Here is a 16,147-nt window from a genome sequence, read left to right as displayed (position 1 = left end):
ATCTCCATTCACCCTTTGCCAAATACCTCCGCCGGAGGCTAAAAATGAAAGGCCGCCAGACGGCGGCCTTCGCTATCCGAATTCCCTGAAATTAGTTAGGAATTTCGCCGTTCATGCCTTCGATATAGAAGTTCATACCGGCCAGAGTACCATCATCTGCGACTTCGCCATCAGGAAGCCAGACCGTGCCGTCCTGCTTGTTGATCGGACCGGTGAATGGGTAGTATTCTCCGGCAGCAATCGCGTCACGCAGGGCTTCTGCTTCCGCCTTTACATCAGCAGGAACCGCGTCGGTGATCTCACCGATACCAACCATGCCCGGGCCGATCCCGTCCCATGTGTCAACGCTTTCCCAAGTGCCGTCCATGACAGCCTGAACGCGCTGGATATAGTAGGGTGCCCAATTGTCGATGATCGACGAAACGCGCGGCAGCGGCGCATATTCGGCCATGTCGGAGGCCTGACCGAAGGTGATGACGCTGCCGGCATCCGCTGCAGCCGCCTGAGGTGCGGTCGAGTCGGTGTGCTGAAGGATCACATCGGCGCCGTTTTCGATCAGCGCCTTGGCTGCGTCCGCTTCTTTTGCCGGATCAAACCAAGTGTAGGCCCAGACGACTGAAAACTCGACGTCAGGGTTTACTTTGCTGGCGTGCAAGTAGGCCGAATTGATGCCTCGGATGACTTCCGGGATTGGGAAAGACGCGATGTAGCCGACTTTGTTCGTCTTAGTCATTTTGCCCGCGATGTGACCCTGAATGGCGCGGCCTTCGTAGAATCGTGCGGAATAGGTCGAGACGTTGTCGGCGCGCTTGTAGCCAGTGGCGTGCTCGAACTTCACGTTCGGAAATTTCTCGGCCACAGCGATCGTCGGGTCCATATAGCCAAACGATGTGGTGAAGATCAGGTCAGCGCCTTGCAGCGCCATTTGCGTCATTGCGCGCTCGGCATCCGCGCCTTCGGGCACGTTTTCCTGAAATACGGTTTCGACTTTGTCGCCGAAGTGCTCTTCGACGGCGAGACGGCCTTGGTTGTGCTCATACGTCCAGCCACCGTCGCCGACCGGGCCCACGAAAATAAATCCAACTTTGAGCGGTTCATGACCGTCAGCAAAAGCGGCGGAAGCAATCGCAGCAGCGGCAACCCCCGTCAGCAGAAATGTACGTTTTTTCATAAGTAACTCCCCATTAAGTGTAACAAGTGCCTCAGTGTGAGGCATGAAAGGCCCGTCCTAGCGACGCCGGCGCATTAAGCGCCGCACGGTTTCGATCGGACGAGATTATGACCAGCACAAGGATGGTTATCAGGTATGGCGACATGGACAAGAGTTCCACAGGAATTGCGACGCCCGCGGCCTGCAAGTTCAGCTGCAAAACTGTGATGCCGCCGAAAAGATAGGCACCCAAAAGAACGCGACCCGCTCTCCAGGATGCAAACACGACGATGGCAAGCGCGATCCAACCTGAACCTGCCGTCATGCCTTCGGTCCATTGTGGGACGCGCACAAGACTTAGGTAAGCGCCGCCCAATCCAGCACAGGCACCTCCGAAGGCGATTGCGCTGAGACGCACAAAAATCACGTTGTATCCAAGAGCGTGAGCCGCATCGTGGCTTTCACCGACCGCGCGCAGGATCAGCCCTCCGCGCGTGTATTTAAGGAACGCCCAGACGGCTACAATGATGGCCAGCGAGACATAGACCATCAGGTCGTGGCTGAAGATCATCGGTCCAAGCACCGGGATATCGCCAAGCAACGGGATATCAAGTTTGGGCGTTGAGGGCGGCTTGATGCCCACATAGCTTTGCCCCATGAGGCTTGAAAGACCGAGGCCGAACAAGGTGAGTGCAAGGCCCGTCGCCACTTGATTGGTCAAAAGGTATTGCGTCAGGAAACCAAACAGCATCGACAAGGCCGCGCCTCCGATAGCAGCAGCGAGAAAGCCAATGGCGGGCGACCCCGTTTCGACCGCGATGGCGAAACCGCAGATCGCTCCAACGATCATCATGCCCTCTACACCAAGGTTCAGAACCCCCGCTTTTTCGACGACCATCTCGCCAATGGCTGCCAACAGGATCGGGGTGGACGCGACCATAAGCGAGGCGACAAGCAGGATCGGGTTGATTGAAAGATCCATTAGACAAGCTCCAGTATCGTTGCCGGATCAAAGGTGTGTCCGGCAATAGACGCGGCGACAACCCCCAGCGCCGGGGCGGTGTCCGCGAAGATCAGAAGTGCTGGCCTCATGCTGCAGCCTCCCGGCCGAAGCGGACTTTGAAGTTCGTGAGGACGTCGAATGCCAGGAGGAAGAACAAAAGCATGCCCTGAAACGCCTGAATCGCGGCTGCAGGAAGGCCGAGAGAGGCCTGGGCCGCTTCGCCGCCAATATACGTGAGCGCCATCAATAAACCCGCAAGCAATATGCCTATCGGGTGAAGACGGCCCAGAAAGGCCACGATGATGGCCGTAAAGCCGTAGCCCACGTTGAAGTCGATGCTGATCTGACCGGCCGGGCCTGCGACCTCGAACATACCGGCGAGGCCTGCCAATGCGCCGGACAGGCCGAGGCAGAACAGAATCAATCTGTTCGGGTTCACGCCCGCAAAACGGGCGGCGCGAGGACTTTCTCCGGTCAGGCGGATATTGAAGCCCATGATGTGACGACTAAGCAGGATGTAGGCAAAAATCACCGCGATGAAGGCCGCGACGACGCCCCAATGCATGCCCCAACCGGCAATCAATTCATTGTTCGCCGCGCTTTCATATTGGCGCAAGTTTCGGGACCCCGGGAAGCCCTGGCCTTCAGGGTTTCGCAGCAAGCCAAGTGACATAGACGCAAGGATCGCTTCGGCGACATAGACCAAAAGGAGCGAGACGAGGATTTCGTTGGTGTTGAAGCGGGTCTTCAGGATGCCGGGGATCATCGCCCAGAGAAGGCCGCCAAGCGCGCCTGCGATGATCATCAGCGGGAAGATCAGCCAGCGCGCTTCCATTGGGTAAAACGCAAGGCCAACGGCGGCGCCAAAGATTGCGCCCATGATATATTGGCCTTCTGCGCCGATGTTCCAGATGCCCGCCTTAAAGCCAAGCGACAGGCCAATCGCGATCAGGATCAGTGGGCCGGCTTTGACCAGAAGTTGCCCGCGATAGTAGAACGCGAATTCGCCAAAAACCGGGTCCCAGAAGATTGTGCGGATCGCCACAACGGGGTCTTTCCCAAGGAAGGCAAACAGGATGCCACCTGCGATCATTGTGGCGATGACCGCGATGGGTGGCGTCAGGTAGGCCCACTTCCTGGAGGGCGTCGGGCGTTTTTCCAGACGAACCATCATGCGCCCTCCGCTTCGTGGATATGGGCAACTTCCATGCCGTGTGCGCCGCCCATCATCAAACCAATTTCTTCGATTGTAAGGCCCTGGGCAGGCCGTGGCTCGCTGAGGCGACCTTCGTTGAGGGCGGCAAACCGGTTCGAGATTTCCATAAGCTCATCGAGATCCTGACTGATGCAAACGACAGCAGCGCCACCTGCCGCCAGATCAAGTATCGCCTGCCGGATCGAAGCCGCAGCACTTGCGTCAACGCCCCAGGTCGGCTGGTTCACCACAAGGATATCCGGATCTTGTAGAATTTCACGTCCGATAACGAATTTTTGCAGATTTCCGCCCGAAAGCGCGCGCGCGGCATTTGCAGATGATGGCGTGCGAACATCGTAGTCAGCGATGACTTTCTCGGCAAAACTGCGGGCTTTGGACCAATCGATGAAGCCGTTTTTCACCATACCCATGCGCACCCAACCCGACAGGGCCGCGTTTTCCACAAGGCTCATGTCAGGAGCGGCGGCGTGACCAAGGCGTTCTTCCGGGGCGGCCAGCACGCCCAATTCGCGGCGCTGGTTCGGGCCGAGGTGGCCGATGGCCTGGCCCTTTAACTGGACAGCGTCTGAGGTGGTTAATAGCTCGCCCGAAAGCGCGCCAAGAAGTTCATCCTGGCCGTTGCCCGCCACCCCGCCAATTCCAAGGACTTCGCCTTCGCGGACATCGAACGAAACATCTTTCAAGGATGTTCCGAAAGGGTTCGGCGATTTCACAGACAGATTTTTCAGCGTCAGCAGCACGTCTCCAAGCGCGTGTCGGGTAGAGGTTGGCGTTTTCAGTTCCGTGCCGACCATCATCTCGGCCAACTCGCGCGCGGACTTGTCGCGGGGATCGCACGACCCAACAACTTTACCCAACCGCAGAATGGTCGCTCCATCGCAAAGAGAGCGGATCTCCTCGAGTTTGTGACTAATATAGAGGATTGAGGTGCCTTCTGCCTGCAGCTTGCGCAGCGTCTCGAACAGAATATCGACCTCTTGCGGAGTGAGGACAGACGTCGGCTCGTCCATGATCAAAAGCTTAGGGTCCTGTAAAAGACAGCGAATGATCTCAACCCTTTGGCGTTCACCCGCGGAGAGATCACCCACCAATCGCGTCGGATCAAGCGGCAGGCCGTAGGTCTCGGAGACCTCGCGGATGCTGGCAGCCAGCTCCCGCATTGGCGGCGGGTTTTCCATACCAAGCGCGACGTTTTCCGCCACATCAAGTGCTTCGAACAACGAAAAGTGCTGAAACACCATCGCGACGCCAGTGGAACGGGCCTCGTGTGGGCTGCCTGGTGTATAGCTGTCGCCGTTGAAAGTCATCTGGCCCTCGTCGGGCTTAACCAGGCCGTAAACCATCTTAACCAGGGTCGACTTTCCTGCGCCGTTTTCGCCCAAAAGCGCGTGAACCTCGCCTTTTCCAACCGTGAAAGAGACGTCATCGTTTGCGACAACACCTGGATAGGCCTTGCGTAGACCCTGAACGGACAAAAGAGCCGTCACGCGTGCTTACCGATCATCTGTATCCCCTTTTCCCCTGTATTCAGGATGTTCGTCGCCACCCCAAGTGCAATCGCTTGCGGGTGTTTGCCCAAGGCAGGATCCCCGATGGGGCAATCCATGCGGTCAATTTGGGCGGTTGAGTGCCCCAAAACCCGCAATCTAGACTGGAACCGCGCGCGTTTGGTGGCCGATCCGATAAGCCCAAGACGCCCAAAGGCCCCTCCAAGAATGCGGTGGCACAGTTCAAGATCAAGCGCATGGCTGTAGGTCAAAACAAGGTGCTCTGCATGGGACGGGGCAAGCGAGGCAAGATCGGTCGGATTTTCGGCAATCAGAGTCTTTACCCCGTGCGGGATATCAGCTGGGAACCGGTCGTGGGCGCTGTCGATCCAGACCAAACCAAGGTCAGGCAAGGGGCCCAAAACCGAAACGATCGCGCGCCCGACATGGCCCGCGCCCCAAACCCAGATAGCGCGGTTCGGGCGGGTCAGCGGCTCGACCATCCACCCGGATACGACGCCCGCACGCGGCGCGATGCCTTTGGCCCGATGGTCTGCCAAAATACGCTGCACAGAGAGCGGCATTTCGGTTGTTGTGCCGGGCAATGGTCGCGCAATCATGTCACTAATAAGAGCATTCAGCCGGTTTTCGTCCCAGATTTCGGTCAAGACAGAGACCGCGCCACCGCAGCATTGGCCCAGCGATGGGCCAAGTGGCTTTCGGTCCATTCGATCAGTGCCGGCGGCAAGCGCCTCGCGCGCCGTCTTTATGGCCTCGAATTCCAAAGCGCCGCCGCCGATGGTGCCTTCGACGGTGTTCGCTGTCACAAGCATAGACGCCCCCACCTCGCGGGGAACAGAGCCTTGCGTTGAGGCGACGACCACGCGGGCGACCGGTGCAAGGCGGCGGATATCGCCTGGCGAGAATGTCATGAGCGCACCCTCTCGACCGCTTCAATGATGTGCTCGGCCGTTGCGGGGGCCTCAAGATCGGGGTAGGTTTCGCCACAGGCAGCAACCGCGTCTGAAAGTGCCAGAAAAGCCGAAATACCAAGCATCAGCGGCGGCTCGCCCACCGCTTTCGAGCGATAGATCGTCTCCTCACGGTTTTCGCCCTCCCAAAGCCCAACATTGAATATGTCCGGACGATCCGAGCACGCGGGGATCTTATAAGTCGACGGCGCGTGCGTGCGCAGCCGGCCCTTGTTATCCCAGATAAGTTCCTCGGTGGTGAGCCAGCCCGCACCCTGTACATAGCCGCCTTCTACTTGCCCGATGTCCAGAGCGGGGTTCAAAGACGCGCCGGCATCATGCAGGATATCGGCCCGCAAAATCCGGTTTTCCCCCGTAAGAGTGTCTATAACGACTTCGGTCATGGCAGCCCCATAAGCGAAATAGAAGAACGGGCGACCTTCGCCTTTGATGCGGTCCCACACGATTTTTGGGGTCTTATAGAATCCGGTGGCCGATAGGCTGACGCGGTTCATGTAGGCATCGCTGATGACGTCCTCAAAGGGCAGACTTTCACTGCAGACATGCACCATGCCATTCTCAAACCGCACGTTAGCGACATCCGTTTGGGCACGTTGCGCCACGAATTCAGCCAAACGGTCCCGAATCTTATCGCAGGCGACCTTTACCGCCATTCCGTTCAGATCTGAGCCGGACGACGCGGCGGTGGCCGAGGTATTTGGCACTTTTCCAGTATCTGTCGCAGTGATTTTGACCCTTGAAACATCAACGCCAAATCGCGCTGCCGCGACCTGAGCGACTTTCTGGAACAAACCCTGCCCCATCTCGGTGCCGCCATGGTTCAAGTGGATCGAGCCGTCCTGATAGACGTGCACCAATGCCCCGGCTTGATTGAGATGCGTCAGGGTAAAACTGATCCCGAACTTGACCGGGCTGAAAGCGATCCCCTTTTTAAGGGTCGGGTTCTTCGCATTCCATTCGGAAATCGCGGCTTTTCGCCCTTTATAGTCACTGGTTTCGATAAGCTGCGCGGTCAACTCGTGCAGAATGAAGTCTTCGACCGGCATGTGATAGGGCGTCGTCTGCACGGCGAGGTCTTCGGCGTTGGGAGAATGCTCTCCGCCAATGCGTTTGCCGGTTCCGGCGCCCGTGGGCGCGGCGGCGCGGTAGTAGTTCAGGCGACGCACGTCGATCGGGTCTCGGCCCACGGCATGGGCGACATGGTCAAGAACACGCTCGATCCCCAGCATACCTTGTGGTCCACCAAACCCGCGAAACGCGGTGCCCGATTGGGTGTTTGTCTTCAGCCGGTGCGATTCAATGCGCATATTCGGGATATGATAGGCATTGTCTGCATGAAGCATGGCGCGGTCAGCAACCGGCAACGACAAATCCATCGACCAGCCGCAGCGGCAGAGTTGAAGGAAATCGATGCCCGAAATACGCCCCTCGGCGTCGTGGCCTACCCGGTAGTCAATGCGGAAATCGTGGCGTTTACCGGTGATCATCATATCGTCGTCGCGGTCGTAGCGCATCGTGCAGGGCCGCCCCGTCAACGCAGCGGCGACTGCGCAAGAAACGGCTAAGTGGTTGCCTTGGCTTTCTTTTCCACCAAAACCTCCGCCCATCCGACGTATTTCACAACGCACGGCATTCATGGGTTTGCCCAGCGCTTCGGCTACTTTGTGCTGGATTTCTGTCGGGTGCTGGGTCGACGAATAGACCACCATATCACCGCCCTCCTGCGGCAAAGCGGCGGCGGCCTGACCCTCGAGATAGAAGTGTTCCTGCGCGCCGATGTCGATTGAGCCCTCTAAGGATTGCACGGCAGAGGCGATTGCGTTTTCCGCGTCGCCTTTTTCGTAAATGCGAGGTCCATCCTCAAAATGCGACTTGGCGTCGATTGCCTCGTCTATGGTGAGGATCGGCGGAAGGGCTTCGATCTCGATTTTGCCCAGCCTCGCAGCCTTTCGGGCGGCAAGATGGCTGGTCGCGATCACAAGGAAAATAGGTTGTCCGACAAAGTGGACCGTATCGACCGCCAGAAGAGGTTCCGGGCTTGGAGAAGGGGAGACGTCGTTGTGGAAGGGCAGATCGTCCGCCGTGAGGACCGCGACCACACCGGAAGCCGCGCGGACAGCCGCAAGATCGACCGAAGACATGCGGCCATGCGCGATGTGCGAAACGCCAAACGCCAGGTGCAATGCGCCCTTTGGCAAGGGGATGTCATCGACGTAACGCGCCTGCCCTGTCACATGAAGTGCGGCGGCATCGTGCGGGAGGGATTTTGCGACACTCATGGCGAAACCTCCAGAACTGAGACGGTTTGGCCAGAAAGTTCATGGAGATATCTGAGCAAAAGGTTTTGCGCGGTCCTGAGGCGATATTCCGCACTCGCGCGCATGTCGCTTAATGGTGAGAAATCGTCACTAAAGATGGGCAAAACAGTGCGAACAGTGTCTTCTGACAGCGATTGACCGAGAAGAGCTGCTTCGACCTTGGCGGCACGCTTTGGAACCCCTGCCATGCCTCCGAATGCGATCCGGGCCGCTGTGATCACGTCGTTCTCAATAGTGAGATTGAAGCAACCGCAGACAGCGGAAATGTCCTGATCAAAGCGCTTGGACAACTTGTAGCACCGCAGATTGGGCGCGGCACTAGGGATCGTTACGGCTTCGACAAACTCCCCTGGCGTGCGGTCCTGCTTGCCGTACTCAATGAAGAAGTCCTCGATGCGAATGGAGCGTTGCGCGCTGCCTTTGCGTAAATGAAGCGTCGCATCCAGGGCGATGAGGGCCGGTGGATTGTCTCCGATGGGCGAGCCGTTTGCGATGTTGCCGCCGATCGTCGCGGCCTGACGGACTTGTTCGGATCCGTAGCGGCGTACCATTTCGGCATAAGAAGGATGATGTTCGCGCAATATCGGCATGAGATCGGCCATCGTGACCCCGGCGCCTATCCGAATAGTTGTATCTTCGACTTCGATCTTTTGAAGATCGCGGCAACGGTTCAGGAAAGCGATATCGCCAAGGTCGCGAAGCTGTTTGGTTATCCAGAGACCGACGTCAGTGGCGCCAGCGATCAATGTGCCATCGGGGTGCGCTTCGTACCAGTCGGCCAGCGCATCCGTGGTTTCCGGCGCGAAGCCAAGCGGGGCGGCGTCAACGGGTGTGTCGCGCATCCAGGTCGGAACCGGCGCATCTGCGGACGCTTCGGCTGCGCGCACAATTGGGGCGTATCCAGTGCAACGACAAAGGTTTCCCGCGAGCACATCGTCGTGGTCCGTGCGACCCTGAAGATGCCCCACGGCCATCGAGACGACAAAACCCGGCGTGCAAAACCCGCATTGACTGCCGTGCTTTTCAATCATGGCCTGCTGGACCGGATGCAGGGTGCCGTCGGAACCCGCGATTCCTTCAACGGTGCGCACCGCTTTGCCGTGCAGTTGCGGAACGAACAGAATACAGGCGTTGAGGGCGCGCGCACCGTCGTCTCCGGTGACCATGACAGTGCAGGCACCACAATCGCCCTCGTTGCAACCTTCTTTCGTTCCGGTCAGCCCGCGTTCCTCGCGCAGCCAATCCAGAAGCGAAGTGGTCGGCGGAACATCCACCTCAACCGTTTCCCCGTTCAGAGAAAACTTAATCGTCATTTGAAATCCAGCCGCCTTACCCAAAGATCAAAAGGTATTTGCGCGCCGTCGATGCGGCGTAGAGAGCACGCGCTTTTAGTCTTATGCCCATTGAGACCGCCGCAGCGCATATTTTGCAAGCAAAAGCTGCACTGGCACATTATTCTAGTTGGACGTTGGCCCGATTAGTTTATCTTTTGGATGGGTGGATATCCTGCCGCCCGTGTCCACCATGGAGATTTTCAATGAACCGTATGACTGCGAAGGACTTCGATCAGGAACTTTTAGACCTCTATGACTTTTACGCCCACGGCAAGATAACCAAGCGCCAATTTTTAGACCGCGCCGGTACATACGCGATTGGCGGACTGACGGCGACGGCGTTGCTTGGAATGCTGAGCCCAGATTATGCGCTGGCCGAGCAGGTTTCGTTCAATGACCCCGAGATTGTGCCAGAGTATATTACCTACCCATCGCCAGGCGGCACGGGCGATGTGCGCGGCTATTTGGTGAAACCGGCGGATGCGCCCGCGAAACTGCCTGCGGTACTCGTTATCCACGAGAACCGTGGACTGAACCCTTATATCGAGGACGTGGCACGTCGGGTAGCGAAGGCAGGCTTCCTGGCACTGGCACCGGATGGTCTGACGTCGGTTGGCGGGTATCCGGGCAATGATGCCGAAGGACGGGACCTGCAGCGGACGGTCGACGGGACGCAGTTGATGAACGACTTCTTCAACGGCTTCGAACACCTGCTGAACCGAGATGATTCCACCGGCAAGGTCGGTGCGGTCGGGTTTTGTTATGGTGGCGGCGTTTGCAACGCGCTGGCGGTGGCCTTCCCTGAGATGGGAGCATCGGCGCCTTATTACGGGCGGCAGGCGTCCGTTGAGGACGTGCCTAAAATTCAGGCGCCGCTTTTGCTGCACTACGGGGAATTGGACGAGCGCATCAATGCAGGCTGGCCAGATTATGAGGCCGCGCTGAAGGCAAACAGCAAGAACTACGAGGCACATATCTATCCAAACGCCAACCACGGGTTTCACAACGATTCGACTCCGCGTTACGACGAAGCGATGGCGGGGTTATCCTGGGATCGCACCATCGGCTGGTTCACTCAGCACCTGACCTGAGCCACACGTTTGCAAAGACGCCTCGTCCAGTCGGCGAGGCGTTTTTTGGCACAAGTGGTCACTTCGATCTTTCGCTGGGCGTCACGGATTCTTAAGGTGGCTCCATGAGCACTCAACCCCGATTCATTCATCTTCGCCTCCATACAGAATACTCGCTTCTTGAAGGAGCGATGCGTCTGAAAAAGCTGCCCGGGCTTTGCGACAAGGCCGGAATGCCCGCTGTGGCAGTGACTGATACGAACAACATGTTCGCGGCGTTGGAGTTTTCTGTGTCGGCACTTGGCGCGGGCATCCAGCCGATTGTCGGATGTCAGGTTGATCTGGCCTACGTGACCCCTGCCACGGGGGAAAAGCCTGTGCGCCCAGCGCCGATTGTTTTGCTAGCGCAAACGCGGGCCGGATATGAGTGTCTTATGAAGCTAAATTCGGCTTTGTATCTGCGTGAAGCGGATTGGCCACATGTGACGCTGGACGATTTGGCCGAGTATTCCGAAGGGTTAATTTGTCTGACTGGCGGGCCGGACGGGCCTGTCGGGCGTTTGCTGCGCGCAGGGCAACAGCCGAAAGCCGAGGCTTTGATGACCCGGTTGGCCGCAACGTTTGGCGACAGGCTATATGTGGAGTTACAGCGACACCCGACGGAAACCGGGCAAGCACCGGAAGCCGAGAAGCTGACCGAAGCGCCTCAGATCGCGATGGCCTATGCAATGAATTTGCCGATTGTCGCGACCAATGACGTCTATTTCTTAGATCAGAAGATGTACGCGGCGCATGACGCGCTGATCTGTATTGCCGACGGCGCATATGTTGATCAGCAAGCCCCCCGCCGTCGCCTGACGCCGCAACACTATTTCAAGACACCCGCCGAGATGGCGACGTTGTTCGCCGACCTGCCTGAGGCATTGGAGAACACCGTTGAGATTGCGAGGCGCTGTGGTTTTGCCGTCGAGAAACACGATCCGATCCTGCCGAAATTCGCCGATAATGAAATTGAAGAACTCCGTCGCCAGTCGTTTGCCGGGTTGAAAGATCGTCTTGCAGTGATCGAGGCAGTGGCGCCGGTTGAAGAGTATGAAAAGCGGCTGGAGTTTGAGCTTGGGATCATCGAGGGGATGGGCTTCCCCGGTTATTTTCTGATCGTTGCCGATTTCATCAAATGGGCGAAAGATCAACACATTCCGGTGGGTCCGGGCCGGGGGTCGGGTGCGGGTTCATTGGTCGCCTATGCGCTAACGATCACCGACCTTGATCCCTTACGGTATTCGCTGCTGTTTGAGCGGTTTCTGAACCCCGAGCGTGTCTCGATGCCGGATTTTGACATCGACTTCTGTATGGAACGCCGCGAAGAGGTGATCCGTTATGTGCAGGAGAAATATGGCCGCGACAAGGTAGGGCAGATCATCACCTTTGGTGCGCTTTTGTCGAAGGCCGCTGTGCGCGACGTGGGCCGCGTATTGCAGATGCCTTACGGGCAGGTTGATCGGCTGTCCAAGCTGATCCCGGTTGAAGGTGTGAAGCCAGTTTCGATTGAGAAGGCCTTGGCCGACGAGCCGCGTCTGCGCGAAGAGGCGAAGGCCGAGGAGATCGTCGCGCGGCTGTTGGATTATGGCCAGCAGGTTGAAGGGCTATTGCGAAATGCCTCGACCCACGCGGCAGGCGTAGTGATTGGCGACCGGCCCTTGGATCAACTGGTGCCGCTTTACCGCGATCCACGGTCCGAAATGCCGGCAACACAGTTCAATATGAAGTGGGTCGAGCAGGCCGGTTTGGTCAAGTTTGACTTTCTCGGGCTGAAGACGCTGACGGTCATTCAAAACGCGATTGATCAAATTCTTGCCAGTGGCCGAACACTGGATGTCGCGGCGGATGGCACGAGACTTTATGAGCCGGACTCCGGGACCGAGAACGATATTGGCATGATCCCGCTGGATGATGAAAAGAGCTACGAGCTTTACGCCAAGGCGCGCACGGTTGCGGTTTTTCAGGTGGAAAGCTCGGGGATGATGGATGCGCTTCGGCGCATGCGGCCCACCTGTATCGAGGACATCGTGGCGCTTGTAGCGCTCTATCGCCCCGGACCGATGGAGAACATCCCGCAGTATTGCGACGTGAAGAACGCCCGCGCCGAACGCGAGCGGCTGCATCCGTCGATTGATCACATTCTGGACGAGACCCAAGGCATCATCGTTTATCAGGAACAGGTGATGCAGATCGCGCAGGAGATGGCGGGATATACGCTCGGAGGCGCGGACTTGTTGCGGCGCGCCATGGGCAAGAAAATTCAGGAAGCAATGGACGCTGAGCGTCCAAAATTCCTTGAGGGGTCAGCCAAAAATGGCGTCGATAAAAAGAAGGCGATGGAGGTCTGGAACCTTCTCGATAAGTTCGCCAACTACGGCTTCAACAAATCCCACGCTGCCGCCTATGCGGTCGTCAGTTATCAAACAGCTTGGCTGAAGGCGAACCATCCTGTCGAATTCATGGCGGGTGTGATGAATTGCGATCTGCATCTGACCGAAAAGCTTGATGTTTACGCCAACGAGGTGCGGCGCGGGCTTAAGATTGAGATCATCCCGCCCTGTGTGAACCGCAGCCAGGCGACGTTTACGGTGGGCGAACAGAAGCTGGTCTACGCGCTTGGGGCGCTGAAGAACGTTGGCGTCGAGGCGATGCGGTTGATCGTCGGCGCACGCGGCGACAAGCCGTTTGTAAATGTCTTCGACCTTGCACGGCGTGTGGAATTAAAACGGGTGGGCAAGCGGCCTTTGGAGATGCTTGCGCGCGCCGGCGCTTTTGATCAGCTGGACCCGAACCGGCGGCGGATATTCCAGTCTTTGGACCCCTTGGCGGCCTATTCGGCGGCTGTTCATGAGCAACGTGCCAGCGCTCAGGTATCACTGTTTGGGGAAGCTGGCGATGACCTACCCGAGCCGCGCCTGTCGCCCGTCGACGACTGGTTGCCGAACGAGCGGTTGGTCGAGGAGCAGACTGCAATCGGGTTTTATTTGTCTGGGCACCCCCTGGATGACTATGCGCCGGCGCTGAAGCGCAAAGGATTGATAACCCTTGCCGACTTGCAAGCGAAGGCCGAGGCCGAAGGTGCCGCCATCGCGCGGGTTGGGGTGGTTATTTCGGCCTTGCAAGAACGAAAATCCGGGCGCGGCACACGTTTTTTCCGGATGAACATCTCAGACCCGACCGGGCAGGTATCGGGCATGGCCTTGTTCCCCGATGACTTCGAGACGATGCGCAAAGTCTTCGAGCAGACCACGCAGGTCGTGATGACCCTTGAGGCGCGCTTTAACGAGGGTCAGTTCGACCCAATTGCCCGGTCTGCGGCCCCAATTGACGGAATTGTGGACGCCGCCACGGCCGGTCTGAACGTGATGATCGACGACGAAGTTGCCGTGCCCATGGTGCAATCGGTTCTGGAGCGGTTCAAGGACGATAAATCGATCCGATCCCGGGGCGAGATTATCCTGACGGCGCTTTCTGTGCCGTTGCCGGGCGCGCCGCAGGATGTCTCGGTGTCGATCGGGGATGGCTGGCCGGTTTCGGCTCAGATCAAGGGCGCACTGAAGTCGTTGCCGGGCGTCGTTCTGATCGAGGACATCTGATCTGTAAAAATTTCGTTTGATGCGGGCTGTTTGACACAACACGCGTAGTGGCGCGATCTGTCCCAGGTACTCACAAAGAAAACCCCGCGATCTGATGATCACGGGGTCAGTATGCTTGCTTCGGGATGAAGCCTTCCTTGGGGGAATGAGCCTATGCTAGCACCGCAGGCATTCGTTCGCCTTGAGTTAGATCAAAGTTATCATCGCGGCGTACGGGCTAGACATTCAAGTATCAACTTCAAGGAAATATCGTATGGAATTGAATCTGGCACACGATGCCCTGTCCGCCAGTGCAATCGGTCTCGGTATCTACCTACTCGGACATCCACTCATATTGAAAGGGCAGTCAAAGTTAGTGCGAGGGGTCGTAATCTGGGCGGCACTCGTATTAACTCTACGGGCTCTCAGTTATGCCTTTTTGCCCTAACCCTATGGCTTGAAAAAGATTATGATTGACACGACCAGCAATAGATCCCAGTTAAATCATTGTTTTGTCAAATATATTTAAATTACACAACTTGATCCAAAGCGATAGTCTCACTTCATTGTTCTTGCTGCATGGTCATTGCTTCACTAACTGTAACGCAAGGAAGAAGGCTATCCAATTTAATGTGGAGGAACGACATGGCTAAACAGGAACAAGAACGTGACTGGTCAGAGATTATATCTGAGGTTCGCACCAAGGCAAAATCTGAGATTGATGAACTTGTGGAAGAGATGAAGCCAAGGGTTCAGCAACTTGTAAAGAAGGTCAGAGATGCCAACTTTCACGACGAAGCTGAAGAACTGCTAACTAAGCTACGTCAAATGGCCAATGAGTTCTCACACAATGAGGATGGCCCTTCTAAATCAAAGACTAAGAACCAAAGTGCAAAACGTCAGGAAACAGTGAGCTATCTAGACGATGATGGTAAGCCTTGGAAGCGTGCTAAGAATGGTTGGACGGACGCACAGAAGAAGAAATACAAAGCCAACTTGAAAAACCATACCATGTAAAGGAAACCTCCTTGTCTGTGTACCATATGGGGGCTGATGCAAAAAAGGGTCTCTTGGTTACTCTATCCTTTAAGGAAATAGCTGTAACGCTAAGAAAGCCAACGAGGAGAAATGACATGGCAGTCGACCGAAAGCATCTAGAAAAGAACTGGGCAGAAGCACTCAAAATCTTGGAGAGCATGAAGGAAGAAGAGCTGATTGTCCTTATCGAAGAAGCTCAGTTGGTCCGAGCTCGTAAGGAAGCTGAGAGAGTAAAAAACGCTAGAAGCATTCTGAAAGAGAAGGCCAAAGAGCTTGGCGTATCGATTGAGGAGTTGTTCGGCGGATCTAAGTCCAAGAGTACAGGCATAAAGCGTTCAAATAGGGTTGCCTACTTGGACGATGATGGCAAACCATGGAAGCGAGCTAAGGCTGGTTGGACCGAAGCACAGAAGAAGAAGTACAAAACCAATTTGAGGGACCACACTTTGTAGTTCGAAGCCTATTTTGGGTTAGTGGGATGAAACCCAACGAGGGAGTTATCGCAACTCACCCTTCGATATTGCCCAAGAGGACCTGGGCGCGACGCTTGCTCCAGCCGTAAAGGCCATTCCCTTTATCGTCCCCGGCATTTATCGACAGATCAGGGTCGTCACGCGGAACTAGACCCAGAACTCATAGGTCCCGCAAGGTCGAAGGTCTGACGTCTGAACTTCCAATCATTAGCCGTTTAATCAACGCGTAGCCACGCGTTGAGTCAATTACTCAATCACACTTTAAAGGTCGGTCAAAAATCTGTATCGACGCCTGCCGTTGTATCATGGATAACAAAACTGCCGACGGGCAGTAGGAATTTGATATTCATGTATTTTTTATAATGTTTTGGCGCCCAAGAGATGCACCAAAGTCCATGTTCCCGCTTGCCTGAAAAGGTCTGATGTCGCCTTTGTCCGGAGGCTGTGTG

At 56.6% G+C, this 16,147-nt stretch carries 11 protein-coding genes; 4 read left to right on the top strand and 7 right to left on the bottom strand.

The annotated features are described in order from the left end of the window. Nucleotides 1-91 precede the first annotated feature (91 nt). The 7 genes from Q1B15_RS13605 to Q1B15_RS13575 all read right to left on the bottom strand — a co-directional run bounded on the left by Q1B15_RS13605 (nt 92) and on the right by Q1B15_RS13575 (nt 9,479). Complete coding sequence (locus Q1B15_RS13605; protein ID WP_299754434.1) at nt 92-1,171, bottom strand: BMP family ABC transporter substrate-binding protein; 1,080 nt, start codon at nt 1,169-1,171, stop codon at nt 92-94. Nucleotides 1,172-1,202: 31 nt separating this feature from the next. Then, the gene (locus tag Q1B15_RS13600; RefSeq protein WP_299754432.1) at nt 1,203-2,132 is read right to left on the bottom strand and encodes an ABC transporter permease; all 930 of its coding nucleotides are present in this window, start codon (nt 2,130-2,132) and stop codon (nt 1,203-1,205) included. 106 nt (nt 2,133-2,238) lie between these two features. Beyond that, on the bottom strand, nt 2,239-3,324 hold the full coding sequence (locus Q1B15_RS13595) for an ABC transporter permease (RefSeq protein ID WP_299754461.1): 1,086 nt from the start codon (nt 3,322-3,324) through the stop codon (nt 2,239-2,241). Further along, nucleotides 3,324-4,856: an ABC transporter ATP-binding protein gene (locus Q1B15_RS13590; protein WP_299754430.1), complete on the bottom strand. Its 1,533-nt coding sequence runs from the start codon at nt 4,854-4,856 to the stop codon at nt 3,324-3,326. Before Q1B15_RS13590 ends, Q1B15_RS13595 begins: the two co-directional genes overlap by 1 nt. After that, a complete protein-coding gene (gene xdhC, locus Q1B15_RS13585) occupies nt 4,853-5,788 on the bottom strand; it encodes a xanthine dehydrogenase accessory protein XdhC (protein WP_299754428.1) in 936 nt (311 codons plus the stop codon). The genes Q1B15_RS13590 and xdhC overlap by 4 nt, the downstream gene beginning before the upstream one ends. Next, nucleotides 5,785-8,127 carry a xanthine dehydrogenase molybdopterin binding subunit gene (gene xdhB / locus Q1B15_RS13580; RefSeq protein ID WP_299754426.1) on the bottom strand — a complete coding sequence of 781 codons (2,343 nt, stop codon included), beginning with the start codon at nt 8,125-8,127 and terminating at the stop codon, nt 5,785-5,787. The genes xdhC and xdhB overlap by 4 nt, the downstream gene beginning before the upstream one ends. Next, nucleotides 8,124-9,479 carry a xanthine dehydrogenase small subunit gene (locus Q1B15_RS13575; RefSeq protein ID WP_299754424.1) on the bottom strand — a complete coding sequence of 452 codons (1,356 nt, stop codon included), beginning with the start codon at nt 9,477-9,479 and terminating at the stop codon, nt 8,124-8,126. The genes xdhB and Q1B15_RS13575 overlap by 4 nt, the downstream gene beginning before the upstream one ends. Nucleotides 9,480-9,703: 224 nt before the next feature. On the opposite strand from Q1B15_RS13575, the gene yghX reads away from it, so the two are divergent. From yghX to Q1B15_RS13555, 4 genes are all read left to right on the top strand, one after another. Then, nucleotides 9,704-10,591 carry a YghX family hydrolase gene (gene yghX, locus Q1B15_RS13570; RefSeq protein WP_299754422.1) on the top strand — a complete coding sequence of 296 codons (888 nt, stop codon included), beginning with the start codon at nt 9,704-9,706 and terminating at the stop codon, nt 10,589-10,591. Between the two features lie 104 nt (nt 10,592-10,695). Continuing rightward, the gene (gene dnaE / locus Q1B15_RS13565; protein ID WP_299754420.1) at nt 10,696-14,208 is read left to right on the top strand and encodes a DNA polymerase III subunit alpha; all 3,513 of its coding nucleotides are present in this window, start codon (nt 10,696-10,698) and stop codon (nt 14,206-14,208) included. A gap of 624 nt (nt 14,209-14,832) precedes the next feature. Further along, on the top strand, nt 14,833-15,204 hold the full coding sequence (locus Q1B15_RS13560; protein ID WP_299754419.1) for a hypothetical protein: 372 nt from the start codon (nt 14,833-14,835) through the stop codon (nt 15,202-15,204). Between the two features lie 11 nt (nt 15,205-15,215). Continuing rightward, entirely contained in the window at nt 15,216-15,677 is a 462-nt protein-coding gene (locus tag Q1B15_RS13555) for a hypothetical protein (RefSeq protein ID WP_299754417.1), read from the top strand. Nucleotides 15,678-16,147 lie beyond the last annotated feature (470 nt).

Origin of the sequence: uncultured Boseongicola sp. (genome assembly GCF_937988555.1) — a bacterium.
Taxonomy (GTDB): Bacteria; Pseudomonadota; Alphaproteobacteria; order Rhodobacterales; family Rhodobacteraceae; genus Boseongicola.
This window is presented reverse-complemented; position numbering and strand designations above follow the sequence as displayed.

Excerpts from the sequence above, each read along its gene's own strand:
- Q1B15_RS13600 (WP_299754432.1), bottom strand. The coding sequence starts at position 2,132 with ATGGATCTTTCAATCAACCCGATCCTGCTTGTCGCCTCGCTTATGGTC.
- Q1B15_RS13595 (WP_299754461.1), bottom strand. The coding sequence starts at position 3,324 with ATGGTTCGTCTGGAAAAACGCCCGACGCCCTCCAGGAAGTGGGCCTAC.
- xdhC (WP_299754428.1), bottom strand. The coding sequence starts at position 5,788 with ATGACATTCTCGCCAGGCGATATCCGCCGCCTTGCACCGGTCGCCCGC.
- dnaE (WP_299754420.1), top strand. The coding sequence starts at position 10,696 with ATGAGCACTCAACCCCGATTCATTCATCTTCGCCTCCATACAGAATAC.
- Q1B15_RS13560 (WP_299754419.1), top strand. The coding sequence starts at position 14,833 with ATGGCTAAACAGGAACAAGAACGTGACTGGTCAGAGATTATATCTGAG.
- Q1B15_RS13575 (WP_299754424.1), bottom strand. The coding sequence starts at position 9,479 with ATGACGATTAAGTTTTCTCTGAACGGGGAAACGGTTGAGGTGGATGTT.
- Q1B15_RS13605 (WP_299754434.1), bottom strand. The coding sequence starts at position 1,171 with ATGAAAAAACGTACATTTCTGCTGACGGGGGTTGCCGCTGCTGCGATT.
- yghX (WP_299754422.1), top strand. The coding sequence starts at position 9,704 with ATGAACCGTATGACTGCGAAGGACTTCGATCAGGAACTTTTAGACCTC.
- xdhB (WP_299754426.1), bottom strand. The coding sequence starts at position 8,127 with ATGAGTGTCGCAAAATCCCTCCCGCACGATGCCGCCGCACTTCATGTG.